This is a genomic window from Bacillus sp. z50 (assembly GCF_058313585.1).
In genome coordinates, this window is the sequence record NZ_JBZFQL010000005.1 from 81699 (window position 1) to 108386 (window position 26688).

At 38.2% G+C, this 26688-nt stretch carries 23 protein-coding genes and 1 pseudogene; 9 read left to right on the forward strand and 15 right to left on the reverse strand.

What is annotated here, in order from left to right:
* Nucleotides 1-74 precede the first annotated feature (74 nt).
* Nucleotides 75-1217 carry an NAD(P)/FAD-dependent oxidoreductase gene (locus AC4G3N_RS14605; protein ID WP_491090426.1) on the reverse strand — a complete coding sequence of 381 codons (1143 nt, stop codon included), beginning with the start codon at nucleotides 1215-1217 and terminating at the stop codon, nucleotides 75-77.
* 338 nt (nucleotides 1218-1555) lie between these two features.
* The gene (locus tag AC4G3N_RS14610) at nucleotides 1556-2662 is read right to left on the reverse strand and encodes an NADH-dependent flavin oxidoreductase (RefSeq protein WP_491090428.1); all 1107 of its coding nucleotides are present in this window, start codon (nucleotides 2660-2662) and stop codon (nucleotides 1556-1558) included.
* Between the two features lie 467 nt (nucleotides 2663-3129).
* On the opposite strand from AC4G3N_RS14610, the gene AC4G3N_RS14615 reads away from it, so the two are divergent.
* Nucleotides 3130-4062: an aldo/keto reductase gene (locus tag AC4G3N_RS14615; RefSeq protein WP_139892690.1), complete on the forward strand. Its 933-nt coding sequence runs from the start codon at nucleotides 3130-3132 to the stop codon at nucleotides 4060-4062.
* Between the two features lie 6 nt (nucleotides 4063-4068).
* Nucleotides 4069-4581: a GNAT family N-acetyltransferase gene (locus tag AC4G3N_RS14620; RefSeq protein ID WP_139892691.1), complete on the forward strand. Its 513-nt coding sequence runs from the start codon at nucleotides 4069-4071 to the stop codon at nucleotides 4579-4581.
* Nucleotides 4582-4635: 54 nt separating this feature from the next.
* Here AC4G3N_RS14620 and AC4G3N_RS14625 read toward each other — a convergent pair whose 3' ends face one another.
* The 3 genes from AC4G3N_RS14625 to AC4G3N_RS14635 form a co-directional block, all read right to left on the reverse strand.
* The gene (locus AC4G3N_RS14625; protein ID WP_066108084.1) at nucleotides 4636-6270 is read right to left on the reverse strand and encodes a SulP family inorganic anion transporter; all 1635 of its coding nucleotides are present in this window, start codon (nucleotides 6268-6270) and stop codon (nucleotides 4636-4638) included.
* A gap of 874 nt (nucleotides 6271-7144) precedes the next feature.
* Nucleotides 7145-8272, reverse strand: coding sequence for a PQQ-dependent sugar dehydrogenase (locus AC4G3N_RS14630; RefSeq protein ID WP_139892692.1), 1128 nt, complete (start codon nucleotides 8270-8272; stop codon nucleotides 7145-7147).
* A 64-nt stretch (nucleotides 8273-8336) separates the two neighbouring features.
* Complete coding sequence (locus AC4G3N_RS14635) at nucleotides 8337-8771, reverse strand: helix-hairpin-helix domain-containing protein (RefSeq protein WP_180350016.1); 435 nt, start codon at nucleotides 8769-8771, stop codon at nucleotides 8337-8339.
* A gap of 154 nt (nucleotides 8772-8925) precedes the next feature.
* Between AC4G3N_RS14635 and AC4G3N_RS14640 the strand changes: the two genes are divergently transcribed.
* Both AC4G3N_RS14640 and AC4G3N_RS14645 read left to right on the forward strand, forming a co-directional pair.
* Nucleotides 8926-9516 (forward strand): undecaprenyl-diphosphatase, encoded by a 591-nt coding sequence (locus AC4G3N_RS14640; protein WP_066108088.1) that lies wholly within the window; start codon nucleotides 8926-8928, stop codon nucleotides 9514-9516.
* Nucleotides 9517-9760: 244 nt separating this feature from the next.
* The gene (locus AC4G3N_RS14645; RefSeq protein ID WP_066108091.1) at nucleotides 9761-10318 is read left to right on the forward strand and encodes an isochorismatase family protein; all 558 of its coding nucleotides are present in this window, start codon (nucleotides 9761-9763) and stop codon (nucleotides 10316-10318) included.
* Nucleotides 10319-10369: 51 nt separating this feature from the next.
* Here the strand turns inward: AC4G3N_RS14645 and AC4G3N_RS14650 are convergent, their stop codons facing one another.
* Nucleotides 10370-11299 carry an EamA family transporter gene (locus tag AC4G3N_RS14650; protein ID WP_066108095.1) on the reverse strand — a complete coding sequence of 310 codons (930 nt, stop codon included), beginning with the start codon at nucleotides 11297-11299 and terminating at the stop codon, nucleotides 10370-10372.
* 134 nt (nucleotides 11300-11433) lie between these two features.
* Here AC4G3N_RS14650 and AC4G3N_RS14655 point away from each other — a divergent pair, with 134 nt between their 5' ends.
* Complete coding sequence (locus tag AC4G3N_RS14655) at nucleotides 11434-11613, forward strand: hypothetical protein (protein ID WP_139892696.1); 180 nt, start codon at nucleotides 11434-11436, stop codon at nucleotides 11611-11613.
* Complete coding sequence (locus tag AC4G3N_RS14660) at nucleotides 11610-11942, forward strand: C40 family peptidase (RefSeq protein WP_139892765.1); 333 nt, start codon at nucleotides 11610-11612, stop codon at nucleotides 11940-11942. Before AC4G3N_RS14655 ends, AC4G3N_RS14660 begins: the two co-directional genes overlap by 4 nt.
* A gap of 130 nt (nucleotides 11943-12072) precedes the next feature.
* Here the strand turns inward: AC4G3N_RS14660 and AC4G3N_RS14665 are convergent, their stop codons facing one another.
* The 3 genes from AC4G3N_RS14665 to AC4G3N_RS14675 form a co-directional block, all read right to left on the reverse strand.
* A complete protein-coding gene (locus AC4G3N_RS14665; protein ID WP_139892697.1) occupies nucleotides 12073-12816 on the reverse strand; it encodes a class I SAM-dependent methyltransferase in 744 nt (247 codons plus the stop codon).
* A 190-nt stretch (nucleotides 12817-13006) separates the two neighbouring features.
* Nucleotides 13007-14041: a S66 family peptidase gene (locus tag AC4G3N_RS14670; RefSeq protein ID WP_139892698.1), complete on the reverse strand. Its 1035-nt coding sequence runs from the start codon at nucleotides 14039-14041 to the stop codon at nucleotides 13007-13009.
* A gap of 349 nt (nucleotides 14042-14390) precedes the next feature.
* On the reverse strand, nucleotides 14391-15266 hold the full coding sequence (locus AC4G3N_RS14675; protein ID WP_066108100.1) for a DUF1186 domain-containing protein: 876 nt from the start codon (nucleotides 15264-15266) through the stop codon (nucleotides 14391-14393).
* Nucleotides 15267-15413: 147 nt separating this feature from the next.
* On the opposite strand from AC4G3N_RS14675, the gene AC4G3N_RS14680 reads away from it, so the two are divergent.
* Together AC4G3N_RS14680 and AC4G3N_RS14685 are read left to right on the forward strand one after the other, a co-directional pair.
* On the forward strand, nucleotides 15414-15755 hold the full coding sequence (locus tag AC4G3N_RS14680; protein WP_066108103.1) for a DMT family transporter: 342 nt from the start codon (nucleotides 15414-15416) through the stop codon (nucleotides 15753-15755).
* A 2-nt stretch (nucleotides 15756-15757) separates the two neighbouring features.
* Nucleotides 15758-16075: a DMT family transporter gene (locus tag AC4G3N_RS14685; protein ID WP_066108107.1), complete on the forward strand. Its 318-nt coding sequence runs from the start codon at nucleotides 15758-15760 to the stop codon at nucleotides 16073-16075.
* Between the two features lie 69 nt (nucleotides 16076-16144).
* Here AC4G3N_RS14685 and AC4G3N_RS14690 read toward each other — a convergent pair whose 3' ends face one another.
* Nucleotides 16145-17038, reverse strand: a complete 894-nt coding sequence (locus AC4G3N_RS14690; RefSeq protein WP_066108110.1) for a TetR/AcrR family transcriptional regulator — start codon at nucleotides 17036-17038, stop codon at nucleotides 16145-16147.
* Nucleotides 17039-17225: 187 nt separating this feature from the next.
* On the opposite strand from AC4G3N_RS14690, the gene AC4G3N_RS14695 reads away from it, so the two are divergent.
* Nucleotides 17226-18737: a DHA2 family efflux MFS transporter permease subunit gene (locus tag AC4G3N_RS14695; RefSeq protein ID WP_066108113.1), complete on the forward strand. Its 1512-nt coding sequence runs from the start codon at nucleotides 17226-17228 to the stop codon at nucleotides 18735-18737.
* Nucleotides 18738-18755: 18 nt separating this feature from the next.
* Here AC4G3N_RS14695 and AC4G3N_RS14700 read toward each other — a convergent pair whose 3' ends face one another.
* The 5 genes and pseudogenes from AC4G3N_RS14700 to AC4G3N_RS14720 form a co-directional block, all read right to left on the reverse strand.
* Nucleotides 18756-20291 (reverse strand): ABC transporter substrate-binding protein, encoded by a 1536-nt coding sequence (locus AC4G3N_RS14700; protein ID WP_491090436.1) that lies wholly within the window; start codon nucleotides 20289-20291, stop codon nucleotides 18756-18758.
* 408 nt (nucleotides 20292-20699) lie between these two features.
* Complete coding sequence (locus AC4G3N_RS14705; RefSeq protein WP_491090438.1) at nucleotides 20700-22322, reverse strand: glycoside hydrolase family 13 protein; 1623 nt, start codon at nucleotides 22320-22322, stop codon at nucleotides 20700-20702.
* Between the two features lie 201 nt (nucleotides 22323-22523).
* Entirely contained in the window at nucleotides 22524-24410 is a 1887-nt protein-coding gene (locus AC4G3N_RS14710; RefSeq protein ID WP_491090440.1) for an FUSC family protein, read from the reverse strand.
* A 199-nt stretch (nucleotides 24411-24609) separates the two neighbouring features.
* The gene (locus tag AC4G3N_RS14715) at nucleotides 24610-25293 is read right to left on the reverse strand and encodes a CAP domain-containing protein (RefSeq protein WP_491090442.1); all 684 of its coding nucleotides are present in this window, start codon (nucleotides 25291-25293) and stop codon (nucleotides 24610-24612) included.
* Nucleotides 25294-25969: 676 nt separating this feature from the next.
* A pseudogene (locus tag AC4G3N_RS14720) lies at nucleotides 25970-26620 on the reverse strand (nitroreductase family protein).
* Between the last annotated feature and the right edge of the window lie 68 nt (nucleotides 26621-26688).

Sequence of the window (26688 nt, forward strand, 5' to 3'; positions counted from 1 at the left end):
CCAGGGATTATAGCGGCCTTTTAATGAATGTATAATTCATCTATATAACAATGCCATCTTCAGGAAGTGATGTTTCACCTAGAGTTGAATGGTTTTCTATTTTGAGTATAACAAAGAGCACCTTCTGGATTATAGGCGGATATATCGATATCCGTTTCTTGCCCGACTATTAACTTTGAGAGCTGTGAAGCGATAAATGGACCCATCGTCAGACCTGATGCCCCTAGGCCATTTATGACATAAAGATTAGAGTGATGCGGCATGCGGCCGAATACTGGAAGAAAGCCTGGCGTAAAAGGCCTGAAGCCAACCCTTGTTTCGACCAAACCCGCATTCGCAAGACCGGGAGCAAGCTTAGTTGCTTTAGTTAGTACTTCCAGTACACCGCCTGCCGTTACCCCGGTATTCATCTCTTCATCGTTTTCGTGCGTAGCACCAGCTATTATCCTTCCATCTGGAAAAGCAAGCAGGTATTGATCGTTAGGCGGAATAATTACCGGCCAATCATGTGTGTCAATATTGTGCAGCTGTAAATGACAAATCTGCGCTTTCTGAAAGCTGACTTGCATCTGATATCCTAAGGGTTCTAATAATTGACCTGCCCAAGCCCCAGCAGTAACTACGACCTGGTCAGGCATCCATTCTTCATTGCCAGCTGTCACAACGATTCGTTCTGCTTTCATAGAAAGCTGTGCTTCGGCTGATACGAATCGTGCATTGTATTTCCTAGCTGCCCTTTGCAAGGCATTTCGTAAAGCCCGTCCATCAACGCGCGCAGCACCGCTGATATGTACCGCTCCATATCCTTCAGTAAGCATAGGAAATAACCGTTTTGCTTCGTTTTCGTTAAGAAAGCTTATCTTGCCCATCTCCGGTGCATCCGTTTTTCGCATTTCAGCACGTTGAAGCATCGCATCCAGTTTTTTCGGATCCTCATGCAGACTCAATGCACCTACACGGGCATAACCTGTTTCAGTTTCTCCATCTTGACGAAGTTCTTCAATTATTTCTGGATAATAGCGAGCACCACCTTTGGCCAGCTGGTACCAATCTTTATTTCGACGCTGGGAGAGCCATGGACAAACAATCCCTGCTGCAGCATCTGTCGCTTGTCCTTTATCAAAACGATCGATCACAGTTACCTGTAAGCCCGCCTTGGCAAGCTTATATGCGGTAACCGAACCTGCTATACCTGATCCAATTATTGTTATATGCATATATACCGAACATCCTTTTCTTCATTTAACTACAATATACCATAGCACAATCGGCCTTTTCTCAGTTTTACGAGTGAATGGGACGCAGTAAAAGTGACCTGAACATTCTCAAGACGGACCACATTGATGAGGATAGACTTACTTTGAATTTGAGAAGTGACAGGTTAGTTGCAGCTCACTCAATCAATAAAATAAATCATGAATTAGCAGAAAAAAAGCCTACAAAAAACCTCTCATATGAGAGGTTTTTAAAAGCAATCCTTCTATCTGTTTATACTCAAAATCTCTTTATGGCATAAGTACCAATGCTGAATTTTCCCTTTATTGGCTATCTCCTGCTATTCTTTTGTCGGAACCCAGCCTTTTGTCTGCAGGATGATGTTCCAAAGCGGATCCGGAAGGCCGTGATGATCTTCACGGGCAGGATCAATTAGGCGGATGATTTCGTCTTCGCGTCCTTCTTTGAGCTTTGTAACGAATTCCGGGTCGATTAACAATTCACGTCCCATGGCAATCAATGGTACTCCCGTATCTTTGGCTGCAGCCACGTCTTCGGCAGAGTACAAGGATCCAACGCCGATAAGAGGCATTCTATTATTGATGCGTTCCTGGATCAAATCAATGCGTTTGGCGCTCGCATCCGCACCGCGGCGAGCTGTGGAATGGAAGTCCATTAAAGAAACATGCAGGTAATCTAATGGCTTTTCCACTAGAGCATCAATCAGCTCAAGTGTTTCTTTCATCGTTAATCCAGGAGTTTCCGGTTCCTCAGGAGAGAAACGATAACCAACTATAAAGTCTTTGGAGCCGTGTTTATCAACAGCACTTCTGACTGAGTCGATGACAGCCAAGGGGAAACGCAAGCGCTCGCCCCATTCATCTTCACGGCGATTGGAAAATGGAGAGTAGAATTGTTGGATAATATACCCATTTGCACCATGAATTTCGACGCCATCAAAACCAGCTTCGATAGCACGTCGAGTTGCTTCGCCGAAATCAGCAACGATTTGCTGTACTTCTGCAGTTTCCAGTGCACGTGGTGTAGCTGCACCTTCTTTTTCTACAGCGCTTGGAGCAACTACATCCCCATTGGGTACAAGATCTGCTCCTGATTCCCGTCCACCGTGGTGAAGTTGGATGATTGCTTTAGCTCCTTCGCCTTTTATTGTATCTGCTAACTTCTTCAGACCTGCTATATATGTATCGCGTACAATGGATGGCTGTCCTGGGAACGCCTTTCCGTTATCGGATACATTTGTTGCAGCAGTGATGACTAAGCCGATATCCTTAGAACGCTGCGCGATATATGGAAGCTCCTGATCGGAAATCGTACCATCAGGATTAGAAGAGTAATGTGTCATTGGAGCGAGTATGAATCGGTTTTTCAGCGTAACGCCATTTGGCAGTGTATAGCTTTCAAAAAGAGAAGCGTATTTTTCATTCATGAACTATTCCTCCTTTGTATGACCTTTATTCTAGTGAGTTACAAAAAGGGTAGCAAACATAACGCTCATTCGTAAGCAGGTTATGATTTGTAACAAGTAAACATGGAAGAAGCTAATCATTGGTTTGCTGGGTTCAGCAGTTAATGATTTCGGTTCGGATTATGAATTCGTCCAAATTTATTGCTTTTATATTGATTCAAATTCCCCCTCGAAAATTTAGTTACTTATTCGTAATAAATTTAATATCTTTTTCATCTAAATGATATTGATAATCGTTATCATTTGAATTATACTAATGGTAGAACACATCATAAAAGCCATAGAACATAAATCCCCCCTCTTGCATAAAGGCCCTAAGATTATCTCTTAGGGCCTTTAGCTATTTATCTATTTCTAAACCCTATCATTTCCATATACTTCCTCACCTTTGCTATGATTGAATCATTACATGTTAAGGGGGTTTTTTTATGAATAACAAAATTCAGCTAGGTAAAACAGACTTACTTGTAAATCCGATAGGTCTTGGAACTAATGCAGTTGGAGGCCACAATATCTACCCAAATCTCGATGAGGAAACAGGACGGGAAATCGTACGGACTGCCATCGATTATGGCGTGAATTTTATTGATACTGCCTATATTTATGGCCCGGAACGGTCAGAAGAATTAATTGGAGAAATTGTTAAAGAAAAAGGCAATCGTGAAAACCTTGTTATAGCTACAAAGGGGGCTCATAAATTCATTGAAAATGATGTTGTAGTTGATAACTCCCCTGCATTCCTTATTAAAACTGTGGAAGAAAGTCTAATGCGTTTACGTACAGATTATATAGATCTCTTCTACATTCATTTCCCAGATCAGGATACACCAAAGGACGAGGCAGTCGGCGCCTTAAAGAAACTAAAAGATGCCGGAAAAATCCGTGCGATCGGGGTATCCAATTTTTCATTGGAGCAATTAAAAGAAGCCAATAAAGATGGATACGTGGATGTAATCCAATCTGAGTACAATCTATTTAAAAGAGATGCTGAAAAAGAGCTTCTCCCCTATACCGCCCAACACAAAATTTCCTTTGTCCCATACTTCCCGCTGGCTTCTGGTCTTTTAACCGGAAAATTCACAAAGCATTCTACTTTTAATGATGGACGTTCCCGTAATCCATTATTTCAGGCAGAACTTTTTAAGCAAAACCTAGAAAAAGTAGAACAACTGCGAAAGATTTCGAAAGCTAAAGACGTTGAAATCGCTCATCTTGTCCTGGCATGGTACTTGGCGCAGGATTCAATTGATGTTGTTATCCCTGGCGCAAAACAGCCGGAACAAGTCGTTGATAATCTTAAAACACTGGAAGTTATGTTATCCCGTGAAGAAATCCAACAAATCAGTTCAATCTTTGAATAAGAAATTATGATACAAATGGTAAAGTGGAATCGAACAGATGATTTGCTTAAGCCAATCGTTTCTCTGTATCAACAAATATGGAATATTAATACCGACTGTACAGAACGATTCATGCGGCACATGGACTACGCTGGTTTCAGAGGATTTGTATGCCTGGATGAAGAGGAAATGCCTGTTGGATTTGCCTATGGTTATGCTTCTCTATCAGGCCAATATTATCGCGAACTATTGACAAGCCATTTGAAACCTGACTTATCCAATGAATGGCTGGCAAATTGTTTTGAGTTCGTTGAATTATGTGTTCATCCATCCGTGCGCCAAAAAGGAATCGGATCACTATTACATGATTCCCTAATGAAAGACATACCTTTTGATACAACTATATTAACAACCCAACAATCCAATCTGGCTGCACGGAATCTATATGTTAGAAAAGGATGGATTGTCATTGATGATTCCTTCTTCCCTAATGAAAAGACAAAAGAACGGTATCTAATATTAGGTAAAAAGCTATCTTAGCTTGCATCAAAAAAAGGAGAGTAGCCTACTCGGCACTCTCCTTCCATCTTTATATTAACCTTGTATTTGATTAATTTTTGCAAGCGCCTGGTCAGTACTCCAGAATATATTGTCTTCTCCAACAACATCCAGAATACCACCTCTTTCAAATCTGCTAAGAACTCTCCGCTGTACTCCGCTAAAGATGATTTTTACACCTTCTTGTTTCTTTAATTCACAGAATTCCACCATAGCTTGTACTCCTGAACCGTCAATGGAGGATACTCCACGCATAGAAAGGATCATAACTCCTTGATTAATGTCTTCAAGGCGCTCAGTCAAAGAGCTCACCGTTGCAAAGAATATAGGACCGGTGAGATAAACTACCCGAATATCTTCGTATGTCTGATTTGATTTTATCCCTTTTCCTTCCAATTTTTCGATATCAACTTTACTGACATTCATTTCTACGTCGGCACTGTTAATAACAAACAATATGGCTGAAAGGACAATTCCTGCAACAATGGCAACCGTTAAATCAAACACAACAGTAGCTAGCAATGTTAGCAAAAATTTAAAGATAGCGCCTTTGAATTTGTGAGAAAAGATATAATGAATACTTTCCCATTCATTCATCCGCCATGCAGTCACAATCAAAATACCTGCTAATGCAGACATCGGTATACTCGACATAATTGGGCTGAGGAGAAACATTGACAAAAGCAAACCAATCGCATGGAAAATCCCCGTCAATCTTGTTACCATACCAGCTTTAATCGCTACACTCGTACGGGCAATCGCAGCAGTAGCCGGAACACCGCCAAAGAATGGGATAATCATGTTCCCAATTCCCTGTGCAACTAGTTCCCGATCCCCATTCATTTTTTCTCCAACCATGCGACCGGCAGATGCTCCGCATAATAAACTTTCAATCATTCCTAATGCCGCAATACTGATTGCCGGCCATATCAAGGCTTCTATTTTAGCGAGGGATAAATCACTAAATACCAGTCGATTTTCCGGAAAAAATGTTTTCGGTATATCTCCCACGACCGCAACCGGTAATTTTAAAACGGTATTAATAATTAAAACAATCAGTAAGGCTGCTAAGGATGACGGGATTATGGCGTTCCATTTTTTCGGCCATACAATCATCGTGACAACTGTTATAATACCAATTAATAATGTAGCAAAATCAGGATTAAAACCATTCTCTATATAAGACATGATTTGGGCAATTGGATTCTCTCCGCTCGATTCGACTCCAAAAAAGTTATCTACTTGTCCCATCGCTATAATGATAGCAATTCCTGATGTAAACCCCGTTATAACTGGCATCGGTATGATAGAAACGACACGGCCAAATTTCAGTAGACCGGCAATCACCAGTAGGATACCCGCCAGCAAACAGGCAATAAATACTCCATCAAGTCCATACTGGGCAACAACAGCAATCAATATAGCAGACATCGCTCCCGTTGGTCCTGATATTTGATAGGACGCGCCTGATAGCATACTGATAATTAATCCTGCAAGAATCGCTGTAATTAATCCAGCAGCCGCATCCGCCCCACTGCTCACCCCGAACGCTAGAGATAAAGGAAGTGCAACAGCGGTTACTGTAATACCAGCCATAATATCTTTGCGTAGCTTTTCAGAATTATAGCCGGCAAATTCATTATGCAAATCGTGAATATATTGTTTAAGCATGCTGATTCTTCTCTCCATAATAATATGATAATAATCGCAACCTTATTATTATACTGACCTCAGATAATGAATTCTATTAACAATCAATTCCAAATTCACCTAGTATAAAAGAAAATGGTATATATCGAATATTAACGTATATTTATTCCCCAAAAATTTAGAGAATACTATATCGTAACTTCTATACAGCACTCCATTTAGGATATATAAATAAATCCAAAAGTTTACAAAATAACCTATAATTAAACTGTAAAATATTGTAGAAATAATTTTTAATCCCATTAGAAAGAGTGAGTTACTCTGTATAAAAAAGTCTTCAAATGGCAAATTGGCCATCGTTTCTTCTGGAGTTTATTATCAATTGGATTTATCTGGATATATTTAAACTTAGGTTCACTGTTCTATGTTAAAAGTGAATTTTCTTCATCGAACAAAGTGCTGAAACAGCTGGATTCTATGAATCAACATGTCCTCGTACTCTATCAGTCTTTAATTGACCAAGAGACCGGACAGCGTGGGATGCATCTCAACTCCCTCTCCATCTCTCCTTTTTATCTATTTTAATGCAAAAAACACTTCATTTTTAGAATGATTTCTTAAATATGAAGTGCTAATCTTAAATCTTGGTTCTCCGATTCTCGGATATCCCAAATACTGTTTAACATGCTAGTCCCCCTATCTAAAAAAGCCCAAACTAAAAAGCATTTCTATCCTCTTCTACTAAAAAGATAGAAATGCTTAAAAAACGTTCCCTAAAACTTAGGTTTACTACTTTTCACACCTCCCTATCTCCACGTAGGTGTTGTAGTGTTAAAAAAGAATGGTAGGTCTCCTGACTTAGGATCTTCACTTTTTCCATATTCGTATAGATTAGTCAAATACCCGTTTTAGGAATCAACCTGATGATGCGGTCATCCTTGTCTGATGGATTCCCCCTGCCATCCCTATTATTCGTCATCATATATAAGGTTCCATCCGGCGCTTCGATGATATTCCTGATGCGCCCATACTGATCTTTAAAGAGCGATTCTATGCTTTTCACCTGTTTTCCGGATTCATCAAGCTCTACCTTAAGAACCTGCACGCCACGCAGATTGGCAATCAGCAATTGGTTTTTCCATTCACCCTTCGAGACAAATGTCATTCCCGACGGGGCCCATGTTTCAGTTGCGCTATGAGCAATCGGCGTTTCCATTCCCTCTTTTGCTTCATCCCCCTGAATTATTGGCCATCCATAGTTTTTCCCTGCTTCAATCAAATTAATTTCGTCATGTGCTGATTGACCATGTTCCGAACTGAATAAATCTCCTGTAACAGGATGCCAGGCAAGTCCCTGCGGATTGCGATGCCCGTAGCTATAGACAGGCGACCCCTCAATTGGATTATCATCCGGAATGGAACCATCAAGATGGATTCTAAAAATTTTACCGCCCATACTTGTCTTATCCTGGGCTAAGTCAGGTTCATACCGATCTCCTGCTGTAATATAAAGCATCCCGTCTGGTCCAATCTTAATTCTCCCACCATTATGATTTGTATCTCCAACAATTCCATCAAGGATCACTTTATCAATCCTTGCTTGATTGTCACCTACTACAAGACGAAGAATACGATTTTTGATTTCACCATTATCTTCATAGGAGTGATACGTATACATAAAATGATTCGTTTGGAAATCAGGATCCAGTGCCAGTCCAAGTAATCCTCCCTCCCCTTCACTGATAAAAGGCGCTGGCAAAGACAGGAGAGGTTCTTCCCTTACTTTCCCATTACGGATTTCTCTTATTTGGCCAGGCCGTTCCGTAAAAAATATTCGTCCATCATCGGCTATAACCATTTCCCATGGTACATTGAGACCTTCAGCAACGACTTCTATCTCATATGGCTGCTTTTCATCTGTCTCAGTCTGTTTAACAACCGTGTCATTTTTCTCTTCCTTTGAACAACCAAGCAGAGCCATCATAATCAAAAAGGGGGGTAACAAGCGAAATATTTTTTTCATATTGGCCTCCTATTTATATGGGCTTTTTCAATGATTCTTCTAAAGAGGTCATACAAGGGGATCACTACTTTTCAGGGCGAGTAGGAGGATATCCCTGAGTATTTCGATATGCCTTCCGCTCGTCCGTAAAATCAGACCATACTAACACACAATTCAATTCATTGGCATGATAAACAATACAGCGGATTTGATCTTCCACACATGGATCGACACGGCATCCAACCAATTCTTCATAGCGGTCGAATAATTCTGCAGGATTTTCATTTCTAACGTCGTTTACAGAATAGAATCCCAGTACTTGTACCATCATTTTAGATGCACCCAACCCGATTGAAGGGATTTCCTGAAAGTCTAACAGACCTTTTAACTCCTTAGCCCGATTTGTAGAACAATTCAGTATGATTTTTAATTCTTCTGTTGTTTTCGTTGGTATTTGGTCTATTCGAACCTTGTTTTTACGAAGATTACTCCGTTCCGTCCCCGATAATGGCAGTTTCATTTTTAGCCTCCTCTTATTCTTAGTTTTGTTAAATTTTATCATAATCCTTTCATACAGCTAAACGATATCGTCTAGAATACAAATACTATATAGAATCTCTTGAAATATTTAAGTAAATTATCCATAATAGAATAACTTGGGAGGAAATGAAAAAATGACTAATTCTGAAGCAAATATCACATTATTTCGTGCAGTCAATGACATTGGTAAAGAGTATCCGGACATCAATCCACTTTTTATTTTTTTTGCTGAATATACAGTATACTGCTTAATACTGGTTCTGTTGTTTTACTGGCTAACTCGTAATACTAGAAATAAATTAATGGTTGTCAGTGCTGTTATTGCTTTTTTTATCGCCGAAGTAACGGGCAAGTTAATTGGTATGATTTATTCACATCATCAGCCATTTGCCGTTTGGTCCGATGTAAACAAGTTAATTGAAAAAGAGGTTGGAAATTCTTTTCCGAGTGATCATACGATTGTATTCTTCTCAGTTTGTATAACCATTGCCCTCTTTCGTAAACGATTCTGGTATTTATGGACAACACTTGCACTCCTTCTTTCTATTTCCCGAATCTATGTAGGAGTCCATTACCCCGTTGATATTTTAGTAGGTGCACTTCTTGGAATAGGTGCGGCTTTGCTCGTTCACAAAATTATTCCTAAACAAAAATGGATTAGACAATCCATCGCTCTATACGAAAAGGGCGAAAGCTATCTGTTTAACCGAAATAAAAGTATTTAATCAACGTTCATTACAGCAATACAGCCGCCGACTAGATCGGTGGCTTTTTTATTTTTGCGTATCTTTTTAAAAGAAGCTATGTTAAGGTTTAATTGTCTGAAAATTACATTTATTAATTTTTAGGCATTATATTATCAAGGAGGTTAATTATATGAATATGGGACTATATCACAACTCAAAAAAAACCAAGGGGAATACAGCTAAATAAAAGAGCGCTTCCCCAAATTAGAAAGGGGAAAATCAGTTGAATCAACTATTATTAATTATTGATGCACAACAGGAACTAATAGATGGGAATCAAGACATGAGGGCTGTTTTTAAAAAAGAACAGCTTATTCAAAATATTAATTTAGTAATTAAAAAGGCAAAAGAGGCAAATGCCACGATAGTTTGTGTAAGAGATCTTGATATAGCCGGAGGTAAAGGGAAAGGATTTCAAGTTCATGATGAAATTCATCTACCTGTGGAAACAAAATTCTTTGACAAAGCAGCAACGAATTCCTTTCACGGAACTGGACTATTAAATTATTTAAAATCTAATGAAATTAATCATATTGTTATAATGGGCTGCGAAACACAGCATTGTATTGATAGTGCAGTCAGAACCGCTACTATTAATGGCTTCGATGTCACTTTAGTTGGTGATGGACATTCCACAATCGGCAATGACATTTTAAGCCCGGAACAAATCATAAACCATCATAATAAAACACTTCATGGCCATTACAATATAGAACATTTTTCTATTGTAAGAAACGCGGAAGATCATTTATTTCATCCCAGCCATGATTCGTACCGATAAACAGCAACAGGATCCCAATTCTTAAACAAATTGGGATCCTGTTTGTTTTACTCAATGATTATCACTGGATTTCTTCCCTGCCGGTTTATCAAAAAGGGCTAAAATGAAGACGGTACTGATAATACAGATTGTACCAAGCCACTCGGCTATTCCAAACGTAACATGCAGCCAAAGTATGGATACAACCGCTGCAGCAACTGGTTCCACAGATGCCAGCACACTTACCTCTGTAGCTCGAATATATTTCATACTTTCCAAATAGCATATAAACGGAACAATCGTACCAAATATAATCACAAAAATAACAGCAAGTATTGCATAAAAGCTCCAATCTCCCTGAAACTCCCATGGAGGATTATAAAATGAAAAGCAAATTCCTCCTATTAGCATTGCCCAGCCTAAAACGAGAGTTGAACCCCATTTAGGAAGCAGCTTACGCGGAAGCAAAGTATAAAATGCCAGAGCGAATGCCGAACCAATTCCCCACATCAAAGCACTAACCGAAATGGATAAACTATGCATATTTCCTTTAGTTGCAATCAAAAATGTCCCTAATATGGCCAAACCTACAACAAGGATTTCTTTATTTGTAGGCAACCTTTTTGAAATTAAGGCAAAATAACAGGTAATGATAACGGGTGTTAAGTACTGTAAAACGGTGGCTGTAGCCGCATTGGAATAATTGATAGCCATAAAAAATGTGTATTGCACAGCCAATAAACCTAAAATGCTGAACAATAAAAGACTTATTGCGTCTTTCCTGTCCTTCCAAATAGCACCTATCCTACTCTTTACTTTTAAAGAGGCTAGAATCAAGAGAACCACCCCAGATACAAGCAAGCGAATACCCACAACCCATTCCGGGGTAAATCCGGCATAATGAAATAAATACTGCGCTACTGTTCCGCATACTCCCCATAATATACCGGCAGTTAATACCAGTAAAATTCCTTTAACTCTTGTATTTTTCAATAAAATCATGCTGTTCCCTCATATATTTCATAGTTTACAGTGCTATTATACTTTTATTTTCACAAAAAAGGGGAGGTTAAGCAGGAAGGTAAGAAAGTAATATTTGAATCATAAAATGCTCTGCTCAATAATAAGATATCCTTGTGTCAAAAAAATCTTTGAAAGCAGGGATGTTAACGTTAGCTTTACATGCAAGAAAATCCTCTATTCTGTTTGCCGTCGTAACAGCCGTTCTTCTACTCTTTTCAACTTTCTTCAGCCCAATGCATGCTGATGCAGCACAGTCTAAAAGTCAAAAGGCGGTTGCTTATTCAAAAAAATAACGAACAGTCCATATAAATGGGGCGGAACAACACCAAAAGGGTCCGATGCCTCCGGTTTCACACAGTATGTATTCTCAAAAAGCGTTGCAAAAAAATTACCACGTACCAGTGCCGATCAATATAAAACAGGTACTTCCGTTGCCAAAAACAAATTAAAAGCCGGGGATCTAGTATTTTATAAAACGGACGGGAAAAAGGTATCATTTGTTGCCATTTATATCGGCAATAATAAATTCATTGGCGCTACATCAAAAGGAGTTAAAACACAAGATATGAATCTCGATTATTGGAAGAAACGTTATGTAGGAGCAAAACGAGTAGTTAATTAAAGAATTGGATTAGCGAAGTAAAAACTCTTTTTCTTTAGAGAAAAAGAGTTTTTACTTTTGATCAACCTCTATACACTTATAGACTGAACCACTCAGTACAATTTCACCCACATCAGCCAGGTGTTCTGTTTCATACGTTTTTATTTTTTATACACGAAAATGCCAGCACAACTGGAATTCTAAGCCTTCTTTTATATTCTTTCTCATCGGTAAAGTTATCACGCACAGGTGTACCTTCTCGCAAATCAACCACTGAAAATCCAGAACTGATAAGCGCTCTAAAATACTGTTCGACTGTTCGATGATATTTCACCACGATTTGTTCAATCCAAGGTTCTTTTCTTTCCCCCTCCAGGAAATAGTCATCCACAATCCAATTTTCACGTCTATCACCTTTTTTTTTACTAGTAAAAGATGCGGTCGTAAGAGGATGCTGAACACTGAAAACAAACTTACCTTCCTCTTTTAAAGACAAATCGATGTTTTGAAACAAAGCATCAATATCAGCTACATAATGGATTGCAAATCTGGAAGTTACAATGTCAAACTTTTCTTCTCCGTATGTATATGATTCCATCGTATGAAGATGCACGCTTCCATTCACTTGTGATAGGTTCCTCTTAGCTGCTTCCACCATTTGTTCAGAGCCTTCTATTCCACTGTAGGACGCTGCACCGCGTTCTACTAAATCTTTGCCGAAGGAAGCGTCACCGCAGCCCAAATCTAGTATATCTTTATTTTGAAAATCTTGTATTAGCTCATACATGATTGGAGTTTCAATAGCATTATTGGGACTATCTTTCCTACTTCTTCTTTTCATATAATCCAAAAAAAAATCTTCCTGATCATAAACACTAGGTCCCCTATATTCCATACATTTCCCCCTATGAAGTTCTTAACCTACCCTCTAATGGCATATTTATCTGCTTTCAATGAAGAGCTATGGAATATTAAAAGGAAGGCTACTCAACCTCCCCCTTCTTAGAAGATTGACCTCTAAAACTCCTATTTCAGCTTTAGTTACCTTCATAGTCCCTGCTTCGGGAGTGTGTAAACCTCGAACCTTAATTCACACCCGCTTCAAGTATGCTAAATGTTTTTCTTTCACAATCCAATTCAGCCATAGCCCCGAGAGGAATAATACTCATTGGAGCCGTATGTCCAAAACTCATATTATATAGAATCGGCAAATCCGTTAACTTTAGCTCATCCCGTACCACACTAAGGATTGCTTCCTTATACTCATCGTAATAACAATCATCATATGGCTTGGAAAATAATAAACCCTTAGCATTTTGCAGAATTCCCTGCGCCGCGTAATTTCGCAGCCATCCAAGAAACAGATCCGGACTCACTTTCACTTCTGATGTCTCAAAAAATATCAGTTTATCCTTCCATTCATCAATTGCAGGCCACACTACAGTCCCTTTAAGCATTTCCAGCACATCCATGCATCCTCCTAATAATTTCCCCTTATGTATTCCCTCTCCCTGTAATAACTCATAACCGCTATGCGGTGATGTTTTTCTTTTACGTGTCCAGTTTTGCTTTTCCCAAGGGATAAATTCACTTGTCCATTCAGATGGCGGTCCAACTTCGCCAATAGGTTCACCAGAAAATAAAACCCGTTTCACCCAATGATTCGTATAATCAAAAGCCTCTACATTCTCTGCAAATTCAGCCAGAATCGAAGGACCATAATAACTCATTACCCCTGCCTTATAACAAATAAAATGCGTGACGGTAGAGTCAGAATAGCCAAGGAAAATCTTTGGATTATTTTTGATTACCTCATAATCAATGTATGGCAGCATTCGAATGCTGTCATCTCCGCCAATACAAGAGAATATCCCCTTAATCGATGGATTTTGAAAGGCATCCATCAAATCGCGTGCCCGTTCTTCTGGATGATTATATACATACTCTGATCCCTTTAATGTATGAGGCAGCTCAATAACTTCTAAACCAAACTCCTCCAACCGTTTTTTCCCTATCTGATAACGCCAGCGAATATCTGGATCTCCTGCCCCACCCCAAGAAAAACTGGCAGTAGCTATCCTGTCACCGCTACTTAGTCGATCTGACTTCTTCAAATCCATCTCATCCACCACTTTCTCTAACATTTCTTTAGCTTAGTTGAATTATATTATAAAAAATCCCAAATATATAAATAATTGTTTATTTATTATATTTCTAATAGTAACCTTCCATTTTCCTATAAGCTTAAATGTAGGAATAAAGTGTGACGAACGTATTGAAACTCTGAAAAATTACAATAATTGTACAATATTAACTCTCAAAGACCTGAAACAGCATTATAGTAAATAGCTCCTTTAATCTTCCATCAAAATCGTAGAGTAAGTTCCCTTTTAACGCATACAAAATACCCCCATATGTACACAAACCCAACTTGTACATACGGGGGCTAAAACCCATAAAGTGTATAAATCAAGATTTCCCACAGCATTTCTTATACTTTTTCCCGCTTCCGCATGGGCATGAATCATTTCTGCCCACTTTTATGCTTCTGGAAGCCTGTGAATTTCCGGGTTGATAATGACCAGCCCACCAAGTGAACTCTTCATGAACATTTGTAATGGGCCGGCAATCATCTGCATATAACGGATCATAGTTCCTAAATTGCTCCTCCACATCATCGAGCGACATATCAAGGGCATTCACTTTCTTTTGGGCAAAAACCTCTGCGATATCATCATATAAATCTCGGAAATTTAATACCATACATGAATCAATTAGAATGGTATACATATAACCTGATTCATCTACCAAATCCCCCTGCAGTAGATCATGATAGTAATATTCAACCATTTCCCTTGATATACGTTTTTGCAGGACAAGGGATGTAATTGCTTGAATTCCAGTAGCACGAATACACTCATCCAAAGATTGATCATCAATTAAATCAAATAATGCATCCAAATCCGGCATGGAAGGGATATTTCCATCCATAACTATTTCACCGGGATATGTATCAGCAAGTATACGGCCAGCCGTTGTAACCAGGTAATCATCATATAATTCCAATGCATTATCATCCGGTAATTTTAATGTTTGTAAAAATGGATAAAATGCTTCTCTGATGTTTAACTGTCCCAACAAAACAGCTGCATAAATATGGTCAATTCGATCAGGTTCACTAAGAAACAATTCTGGTTCCTTGCGAACCAAATCTAATATACTCAATAGTTCAGGAATAGCATCCTCACGAATCAATAGAAGATCAAGTTCCTCTTTCGGATAGGTGTCGTCTATATAGCGAATTTTTTTTACTAATTCCTTGGTCGAAATAGTTGGATCATCCATCTTATTTCACCCCCGTACCTTTCTTATATAATTAGTTTATCAAACTCTTTCTCGATTCTTCTACTCGCAAACCAATTTTATAATTGCTAAAATGAACAACAGTACAAACAATCTGCTATATTGTTATATCACTAGGGAGTTGTTTTGATGAACAGACATTGGTTAAAGGTTATTATAGGGGCCTTCTTTGAAATCATCTGGGTAAGCGGTCTTAAAAATGCAGACAGTATATGGATGTGGCTGATTACACTTGCTGCAATCTGTATCAGCTTTTATATGATGATTGATGCAAGCCGCTACCTGCCGGTTGGGACGGTATACGCTGTCTTTGTCGGATTGGGAACAGCTGGAACGGTTATTGCGGAGATTCTCTTCTTTGATGAACCGTTAAAAATAGAGAAAATAGCATTAATTCTTCTCTTATTAATAGGTGTGATTGGTTTAAAAATAGTGACTGATGAAGACACCTCCAAAAAGGAGGCTAACTAATAATGGCCTGGTTTGCACTGGTTATCGCTGGATTTTTAGAAATATTTGGGGTCGGCATGATTAATAGATTGAATAAAAATAGGGATCTCTTATCTCTGCTTCTTTTGATTGTCGGTTTTTCGGGGAGCTTTTTCTGTCTATCATTCGCAATGAAGACACTTCCCATGGGTACTGCCTATGCTGTATGGACTGGTATTGGTGCCAGTGGAGGAGCATTAATTGGCATGCTTTTATTTGGAGAAGCGAAAAGCTTAAAACGAATTATTTTCATATTACTCATTTTAATCTCTGCCATTGGTCTTAAATTTGTATCAAAATAGCCCATAACAAAATGACTCGCCCAAAAAGAGCCATGCTATGGCAAACTACTTGCTAACATGGCTCTTCTATTACTTATTCAACCATTCCATGATGATTTCTCTAAACCTTCCATAGCAGGAAGTACCCCTCAAGATAGAATCATGATTTAATGAAGCAATCATATTTTTAACTAAGTAATGTCGCGGCTCTTTATTATGCAATAGTTCATCTTGCAGGAATTCGATTATTTGTAGCTTTTCCGCACGAAACTCAGCATCAACAACCTCTTGTTCAAGGTAAGTCTTTAGTTGGTTAACGGATTGGATTAAATCGTAGCAAAAATCCCTGTTTCCTTTTGGACCCCCCGGAATAAACATAGTTAACACTTCCGGTTCTATTAAAACAACATCATTCTTACTTACATCATCAACAATCACCTTTATGCGATCTAAATAATAACGAATTGCTTTTTTCGCATCAAGATCTCCTTTTGCAATACTATAAAAATGCATGTGGTGTTGGACCATGGCGGATAGAATAATTGCACAATCTAACAAATACGGTTTCTTCTCCACCCCAAAAATATCGACAAGGCGGTTGTGAATCCAATTTAAATATAACCATCTCGTTTGTTTCAAATAATCTTTTAGTTCAATATCATTAGATACCATTACATCTTCAATAAGGGCAAATAATTGATTATGCGAATGTGATTTCCTTTGTACATAAAGTTGCTCTATAAAGATGTCTATATTACTGAGATCCCTCCCAATAATTAATTCATCTCGCTGTTGGTGATACTCTTCAAGGAAGGAATCGTATACAGCTTTGAAAAGTTCACTTTTAGAAGGAAAATAATTATAAAATGTTCCTCTGGAGATCCCGCTATCTTCAATAATTTCTTGAATAGACGTATTTCTATATCCCTTTCCAATGAAAAGTTTCTTTGCATGGCTGATAACTTGCTTTTTTCTTACGTTCATAACAACTCAATCCATTCCTATGACTTCAGTTATTTGAGTGTATATTAGCTTATTTTTAGGGTAAATACAAATTTATATATTCTAAATTATTTTAATTGCTAAACGAAAAGAAAGAGAGTAATATAATCAACATGAATTATGAGTCTAATAATTAAACATATAGTATAAATCAAAAGGAGAGAAGTACATGACAGCAACAGAAAGACAACAAATGCGTCCCAATTATGGGATTATAGCCATTCTTTTAGCCGGTGCATTTGTATCTATATTGAATTCAACATTATTGAATGTTGCCCTTCCGTCCATGATGGCGGATTTTAAAGTTGAGCCAACAACGATTCAGTGGCTCGCAACAGGTTATATGCTGATAAACGGAATTATCATTCCATCAACAGCGTTTTTAATTCAGAAGTTCTCGGTTAGACACTTATTTATAACCGCGATGATTCTATTTACAATCGGAACAATCTTTTCCGGATTTGCACCGAGCTTCGCATTATTATTGGTTGGAAGAATGATTCAAGCAGCAGGCTCTGCCATTATGATGCCCCTCTTAATGAATGTTCTTTTAACGAGCTTCCCAATTGAAAAACGTGGTGGTGCGATGGGGATTTTAGGGCTTGTTATGATTTTTGCCCCTGCAATTGGTCCTACATTATCAGGGTGGATTATTGAACATTATGAATGGAGATATCTGTTCTATATGATCATCCCGTTTGCCGTTATTGTTTTACTACTATCGATTTTTAAATTAAAAGATAAGAAAGAAAAAAGTAACGCTTCATTGGATGTATTATCCGTTATTTTTTCAAGTGTCGGATTCGGAGGGTTATTATATGGATTCAGCTCGGCGGGTAGTAAAGGCTGGGATGATGTTGAAGTATTCGGTACACTGATTGCAGGTGTAATTGGCTTGATTTTGTTGATTGTTCGCCAATTTCAACTGGAAAAGCCGATGCTCGATTTCCGTGTCTATAAATATCCAATGTTCTCCTTATCTTCAGCTATATCGATTGTTTTGAATATGGCGATGTTTTCAGCCATGATTTTAATGCCAATTTACCTGCAAAATATACGTGGTATATCCCCATTAGATTCTGGTTTATTAATGCTTCCAGGTGCAATCATTATGGGAATTATGTCACCAATTACAGGTAAATTATTTGATAAATTTGGCGGTCGGATTCTTGCCATAATCGGTTTAACCATCACAGTCGCTACAACTTATTTCTTCAGTCAATTAACAACTGAAACTACTTATGGAACATTAATTGTGATGTACTCTGTTCGTATGTTCGGTATGTCAATGGTCATGATGCCGATTATGACCAACGGGATGAATTCATTGCCTGCCCGATTAAATCCACATGGTACAGCTATGAACAGTACACTTAATCAAGTATCCGGTGCAATTGGTTCCGCCTTACTTGTTTCCGTTATGACATCACGTACGAAAATACATGCGGAAGAATTGGCAGAAAAAGCAATGAGTAAGCTTACCGGTCAACCAAGTCCAGAAGAAATAGCTCAATTGGAGGCACAAATCTATACTCAAGCAACAGTAGATGGGATTAACGATGCATTCTTTATAGCGACATTTATTGCTGTATTGGCTCTTATCCTTGCCTTCTTTGTTAAACGACCAAAGAGAGCAGACGAACAAATCAACTTACAAAAAACACAAGACCTCTCCCAGTAACAGGAGAGGTTTTTCTTATTATTCCCAAGTCCATTCTTCTATATTGTTTAACAAAGATAGAGGCTGTTCATTTGATTGAAATGCCACCTCCCCTAAATTTAATCCTTTCTTTGTATAGTATAAATGATCTGGATGGACCAACCATATCCATGGTAAATCCTTCGCGGTCTGCCTCAGAATTGATTGCCATATTTTAAAATCACCGCTAGCGAGCACTCCCTCAACCAACTGATTCACTTCAGCAGATATATGTAAATTCACCTTAGAATTATCTTTATGGAACCTATGATACAAATCAATCGGACTATGATTACCCACACGCATAATTAACGGATTATTAAACTTATTTGAATTGATTTCCTTCTCATTCTGACCAACCACTTCTACTGAGATTCCAATTTCAGCTAATTGTTGCATAAGTAATGTCCCCATGGACTGCGCTATGGGGTCAGACTCCAAAAATAAAAGCTTAAACTTCGCTTCTATTCCCTGTTTTTCCAATACACCATCCTCATCATTATCAATCCATCCCGCAATTTGCAAAATTTCTTTAGCTTTGTCGATATTATTATATTCAACCTCTGTATCTTTGTGGCCCCATGGAAGCCGCTCAGCATCATGATAGGCTGCTTCTCCATATCCATATAGAACTTCATTTATGAGGTAATCACGATTAACTGTTAAATTAATTGCCTGGCGGATGGGCCATTCACTCGTTACCTCGTTTCCAGTTTCTTTGGCAGAGACATCCGATTTCGTTGGGGCAGCAGTAAAGGAGATTCCATACTGATCACTACCTTTAAAAGCATTGATATCCATTCCATCTATTACGCCGACATTTGCAAATGCGGGAGATGTTTGAGCGACATCTACCAGATCCTTTTGCGCCGCTGCATAGGCTTCTTCCTCATTCATGAAAAGAATGATAATCCTTTTAAAGATAGGCTTTTTCCCATAATATTGCTCATTTCTGACAAAAACCGCCTGCTCTCCTGCATTCCAATCCTCCAGAATATAAGGACCTGAACCAATAGGATTCAATGTGAATAATTCATCATAATGATTCTCAGGGACTATTCCAAGCTGAGCAGCTGTATAACTAAAGGTTGACAAGGGTTTCTCCAATCGGAAATGGATAGTGTATTCATCTATGACCTTGACTTCTTTTAACAAAGATAAATCCTGCCATCCATTGTACTTAGCAGTATTAAAGGTAAAAGCTACATCACTCGCTTTCACTTGTTCCCCATTCGAAAAATATGCATCATCCCTAATTTTAAATTCCCAGGTCATTTTATCTTCACTGACCTGATATTCATCAGCTAAATCATATGTAATTCCCATATCCTTATCAAAGGATAATAAAGTACTTTGAATTAAAGGAGAACCGTTTGCCTGTGTATACAGAAAAGGGTCAAATCCTTTAATCGCATTCGGAGACAGCGCAACCGTTAATTCTTCCTGAATGGCTTCAGCTGTACCTATCCCTGCTCCCATATTAAAATATCCGGTAATCAAAATTATGATGATGATCCTTTTTATGATTTTCTCCATCTTAATCCCCCGTTAGATAACGGCATTACTTAAATAGATACCAAGTAGCCACAATAATAATATGTATTATGTACATACACCCCTAGTTAATTCTATTTATCCAAAAGAAAAGAAACAGGCTTTGAAACCTGCCTCTCCTCTAAATTCCTTTTATTTACCCCCTTAGAATCCAAATCAGTATAACTAATGAAATATACCTGATGATCTAACTAATATGAGTAGTCTAAGAAGTGCCAGGTATGTTTTGGATTCTATCGTCTTTATCTTCTTTTTGATTCTCGGAGCTCTCCTCCGAATGGTTCGGAACTACATTTTCACTTTCAGAACGACCTTCTGAATCATTCGGAGTCTTATTTTAATTATCTTTTGTTTGTTCTATATTGTTGCTTTTGGAATCAATTATCCCAGCTAAGCTTTTTTTAAATAAATACGTGCTTCATAGGCATTTAATTTTGTGCTTGTCGTTTCATTATAGTTAGAAATCAGAATAGATGTCCCCTCCAAATCCATTTCATTGTTCAGCTCAATTTGTGTAGGCTTTGATTGAACATTAGAGACAATGTAAATCGTCTCATCAGCGTAGCTTCTTTTGTATCCATAAAGATGAGGGTGTCCTTTAAATAATTCCTGATAATCCCCATATACGAAAACCTTGTGCTTTTTTCTTAATTCAATAAGCTTTTGATAAAAATAAAAGATTGATTCTGAATTACACAATTCATTGTTCACATTGATTAATTTATAGTTTGGATTAACTCGAATCCACGGTGTACCTGTTGTAAATCCCGCATGTTCTTCATTGGTCCATTGCATCGGTGTACGGCTATTGTCTCTGCTTAATGGCTGCAAATCTCTAAGAACCGTATTCGGGTCACGTCCCTTTGACACCAACTCAGCATACTGATTTTTCATCGCAATATCGTTATATTCGTCAATAGAAGAAAGGCGAATCCCTGTCATTCCTATTTCCTCTCCTTGATAAATATAAGGCATACCCGGCAAAGAATGCAGCAACGCAGCAAATAGTTTGGCTGATTGAACACGATACTCTTTATCATTACCATATCTGGTTACCACTCTTGTATGATCATGATTATTAATAAATTGTGAGTTCCAGCCTTTCTCTTTCAATCCTTCATACCAGCGCGCCTGAATCTCTTTAAATTTCTTTAAGTCCCAGGTTGGCATTTCATCACAAACTTCAAAATGAAACAAGGTATTCAGTTCATGGCGGTTTTTATCCACATATAATAACCCTTGCTCCGGCGTCACGAAGGCTACCTCCCCTACGGTTAACACATCATAATGACGGAATACCTGTTCATTCATCTCCTGCAAATAATCATGAACTTTGGGATGGTTGGCCAAATAACGAATATCATCCGGATCGTCTGCATCCGGAAAATCCTCCGGCTTCGCAAGCAGGGCAATTGCATCTAGCCTAAATCCATTAATCCCTTTCTTTAACCAAAAATTTAGAATTCGATATATTTCTTTACGGACTTCTTCATTCTCCCAATTCAAATCGGGCTGTTCAGCTGCGAATGAATGAAAATAATACTGACCAGTCCGTTGATCATATTCCCATGCTGACGGGGAAAAGTAAGAACGCCAATTATTGGGAGGGTTCACTTGGTCTCCATCTCTCCAAATATACCAATCTCTTTTTGGATTATCTTTGCTGGATCTGGATTCTTTAAACCAATCATGCTCATTTGAAGTATGATTTATGACTAAATCCATAATAATTTTTAGATCTCGTTTTTGTGCTTCCCTCATTAATTCCTCAAAATCCTCCATACTGCCCGCTTTCGGCATAATGGAATAATAGTCGGAAATATCATATCCATTATCTTTATCAGGAGAAAGGTAAAAAGGATTGAGCCAGATTACATCTGCACCCAACTCTTTTATATAATCCAGCTTCCTTATTACCCCTCTTAAGTCTCCATATCCATCCCCATCACTATCATAAAAGCTTCTCCAATAAACCTGGTACACGACACTTTCTTTCCACCATTGTTTATCCATCTCTCCCACCTCATAAAATGAATTATGTGAAGCTTATCTTTCTATTATTTTTCATTAGTTTAAGTAGAACTTTTTCTCTACCATTTAAGAGCATACATCTCGCGCTTCTTCTTGTTCCTCAGCAATTTAAATAAGAAAAGTTGAGCTTGTATGCCCTTTCATTTTTATTTTTAGGATATCGCAATATTTAATATAGAAGTTCTATTTGAAGTAAGCCTGCTTTCTAAATCCTTTTAATATTCGCAGTGCGTCCTTTAACAACACGTATTCTTCCAGGGAATTAGAAAGCTGAAGTCTGTCATATAATTGACCAGCCTGCTCATTTACACAATCCCCTTCTAAAGCCAGAATCGAATCGAGCTTTACTAATATTTCTCTCATCAGTTGGACATCTACATCCTCCCTTTGCATCCGCAAGAACATATCATAAATGGCATGATTCAAACGGCGCTGAGATGATAGAAAGTTTTCCATTTCTTCAAGCTGCAGCATTTGATTATTTAAAAGAATTCTTTCCTCCATTAAAGCGGAAACAGCAAATAAATGATTGATTGTATGCGCATTATTTCTTTGGTTTAAATAAGCGGACACTTCACGCTGTAATTCCTTGGATACTTGTTTGTAGCTTTTCATCAAATCTCTTGTACCCTTTTCCAGCGTATGTGGAAGTAATAAACGATTTGCAAGCATACCAATACCTATCCCTATCAGTACAAGCATAACTCTTCTCACTGAAAGGAGCGTCGGGTCGCCCGTGAGAGCAGCTGTTCCAAGAGCAGATATCGTGACAGTCAATACGACATTTCTATACTTCACCGCATAGCCATTCAAATACCCAACCAGCAAGACCAGGAAGGAGCGTATAGTCGTTTCATGAAAAATACTAAATAATAGTACAAAGATAGCCGCTCCCATTAAAGTGCCGATCACGCGTTCCTTGAAGCGATATTTAGCTGTCTCATAATAAGGTTGCGTCACAGAAAATATAGTAAATAAAATCCAGCGTCCTTCATTGATGTTAAAATAATCAACGATTAAAGCAACAGCTGCAATAGTGATACCCAATCGCAGTGCATATGTGAAACGAGCTGAATGTCGATTAATGTCCTTTAAAAATTGATAGGTATTCCGGTAGCCTCTAGGAATCTCTACCACACTCTCAACCTTGTTCAGTTCAGATGATTCACTGGTATGAAGGTACCTCAATAATTCACGCAATAATTTCAACGTACTAATCATTTCGACTATGTATGCGGATTCATGTTTGTTAAGCGCTATGTTTAGATTATTCAATGAATCATCAGATAAGCTTAACCCTTTATTGGCGTAATCCCTCATCTGTCTCAATTCAAAATTCAGAGCATCCAAGACATCCTCTGGGTAGTCACTTGCAGCTTTGCGGTTTAACATCAAATGCAGTTTTTCAAGACAGACCGAAATCTTCAAACGAACTCTGCCTTCGTGAGTCAGATAATAACCCTTGACACTCCGAAAATAAATCACCTTCCTGAACTCGTTGATATCAGACAGAATGATGGAATCCAACTCTTGATCAGGCTGGTTATCTCGAATACGATTTAACTTTTCTTGCAAATGGCTACATACCTGCAAGAAATAATGATTGCCCCTTTTAGATAATTTCCTTCTATTAAATACCCATTGTACCATCATGATAATCAAAGCCCCTGCAACCAGAGACATTAGTCTCAATGGGAATTCCTCCAACGGAACTGGATCGGTCAAAATGAATAAATATTGCAAACCAACCGCAATTTGGATAGGTCCTTTTATGTTAGATGTGAAAAAGTATCCTACAATAAACATAGCGATAAAGTTTACTAAAATTCCTACCCAGGGATTGATCAAGGCCAGTTGACCAAATATTCCTTGGGACAAATTGACTGCCAAAATCAGCATGAAACTCTTCCATGGGGATACAGTAAAATCCCTCTCTAAATACATGAGCAGAGCAACCACAGTCGTGACCCCAATCAAAACATTATGCTGCCCAAACACAGCCTCAAAGCCTGTCACAAAAAGGATAACAAAGATAAATATCAATGTTTTTGATATGATCAGCTGCTTCATAGCTTCCCTTCCTTACCTATAAATTGCTATACCAGAATATTAAATCACAGTATAACATACTATGCTGCCAGGAAAAAAACACAGGAAAAGGCTTTCTAGCTTGGAACATTCATTAATGCTAATAAAAAAATGTCCCAAAAGATAAGTTTTCACTTCCTTTTGGGACAGTCTATATAAAATCTATATTTATAGTACTCTCTTATTTGCCTATAAACATTTGTGTCCAGTAGTTGCCGTTCTCCACATAACCAATTCCGATATGTGTATAGCTGGAGCTTAAGATATTTTTTCTATGACCGTCACTATTCATCCACGCATTTACTACTTCTTCTGGCGTGCGTTGACCCATAGCAATATTTTCAGCTGCCGCTCTATAAGAAATGCCAAATTGTTTCATCATATCAAATGGAGATCCGTAAGTTGGGCTTGTATGACTGAAATAGTTATTCTTCTGCATATCCTCTGATTTGATACGCGCTACTATACTTAGCTCTGTATCTAGTGTTAAAGGTTTTAAGCCTTGTTTTTCACGTTCCGCGTTAGTAAGTTCTAGTACTTCCTGCTCATATGCACTTACTTCATAATCGTTTGATTCTGTATCATTGGAATCAGAATTATCTTCTTCCACAGTTGGAGCATCCGTACTTGGTTTATTTTGTTCCACGGCATTGTTTGAACCAGAATCCGTATCCTGACTTGGTTTATCAATAGTTGGAAGTTGAACAGATCCCCATGGGAATTTAATAATGCCTCCGCTGATCATCACTTTATATGAAGTTGTTGTATTCGGTTTAGAAGATACACTGGCTGCCTCCGCTCCTGTTATAGCTGTAATGGAAAGCGCTGCGGCTGCTGCAATTGTAACGATAAGTTTATGTTTCATTGGTAAATCTCCTCCTGTCATGATGTTTGTTTAATCGACAAAGACATCGTAACATGAGTTTTTTGTAACATTTGAACCATAAACTACCAGACAGCTCGAGATAGGATAATAGACATCCTTCTCACATAGCGCGCACCTAACTTAATATATTGATATATCAACAGTCCTGCTTAAATCTCTCTTTTTTCCATATTCCGGATATCAAGTCCCTCTTTTTGTAAAATCCCCACTTTTATCCTATAAAATAATTATTGACAGGTATTTAATAATAGAGGATTCATTACTGATACTACAGGTATGTTACAAGCATTGCAGTTATTTTTAAATAATGTTGAGTATACCCATATTGCAGTCTATGGTATGGAGAATTTAAATAGATGGAGTTTCCTATACAGTACTTTTATAGAACAAATGGAGATAACAAATTGTTTTCTCCATCTCTGTTCTTCTGACTTGTTCGTTGAATATAGCAGGGTAATTTCTATATAGCAGACATCTCGTAAGCGACACCATAACTTTACAATCAAATCCTTAAAGGTTAACTAACTACTTTAAAGAGTCGTGACAGTTACTTATATATACAGGAGACTGTCGCTGAAAATCCCTTTATCATAGTCAATAGAAAAGGAGCAGGTTGTTACCTGCCCCTACCATATCACATTCATTTGTGACCTCTTTATTTCCATTCGACAACTTTGTCTACTGCAAGACGCATAGTCGGGAATCCATTATCAGCCGCCTTACCCATGGTCATAATCATGACCGGAGCATGTCGTTCTTGATCCAATCCAAACACATCATTAATACGGGTTTTATCGAATCCCGCAATAGGATTGGTATCATATCCGTGAGCACGAGCCACAAGCATCAATTGCATAGCTACATGGCCGCAGTCGGTCATGACGATATCTCTGCGATCCTGTTCAGTTAGTGAAGCAATCCATCCTAAAACACCTTCAAGCTGGCGTTCTTTATATTCAGCAGGCATATACCCAAGCTCTACATTTGCGCTATAAATCTCATCAGCTTTTAATGTATTGTGCAAGTCGCCAAAAATTGCAATCGTCACCGCTGATGTATCAATTTTTTTATGATTGGTCGGTGAGGCAATATCCATCAATTTTGCTTTTGCCTCATCGCTTTCTATAACAAGAAAAAATCAAGGCTGTAGATTCGTTGAAGATGGTGCGCTGGTTGCTTCACTGAATATTGCTGTCATCTCTTTATGACTGATTTTAACCATAGGATCGTAACTTTTTATGGAACGGCGTCCCATTAAGATTTTTCTGAAATCATTAGTTGGGATAACATGAGAACTATTGGACATGTTTATTCTCCTTTATGATTAGATTGGACTGGACGGTATTACATCAGGTCTTGATTAAAAAATTTAAT